Origin of the sequence: Streptococcus sp. HMSC074B11, assembly GCF_001808705.1 — a bacterium.
Lineage (GTDB): Bacteria > Bacillota > Bacilli > Lactobacillales > Streptococcaceae > Streptococcus.
Window position 1 is genome coordinate 1 of record NZ_KV794309.1, and the last position, 420, is coordinate 420.

A 420-nucleotide genomic window follows, 5' to 3' on the forward strand; every position below is an offset into this window, starting at 1 on the left:
AGTAGTAGAAGTCCCAGAATTCACAGGTGGCGTAAATGGTGTCGAAGCGGCTATCCATGAAGTACCAGAGTACACTGAAGCTACAACAGAAGCAGACAAGATTCCAGCACCAGTAGTAGAAGTCCCAGAATTCACAGGTGGTGTCAATGGGGCAGAAGGAGCAATCCATGAAATTCCAGAATACACAGATGAGCAGTCTCTTGTAGCTCTTGCTATGTCACAAGATAAGACCTACCAAGCACCTGCAAGTCATCCATACAAGCTCCCAGAGACAGGTACTAAAGAAAATGCTGGTCTTGCAGCTATTGGTGTTGTAGGAGCACTTCTTGGTATGTTTGCTATGGGAAAGAAAAAAGATGATGAATAAAATGATGTTATAGCATCCAAGTCATAGAGAGTGGGACAGAAATCGGTAATTCG

General features: G+C 43.8%; 1 protein-coding gene. It reads left to right on the forward strand.

Translation table 11 applies throughout. From position 1 onward, the window contains the following. Positions 1 to 367: SIALI-17 repeat-containing surface protein (locus HMPREF2619_RS09315; protein ID WP_148130397.1), on the forward strand; the 367-nt coding region annotated here is incomplete at its 5' end. Between the last annotated feature and the right edge of the window lie 53 nt (positions 368 to 420).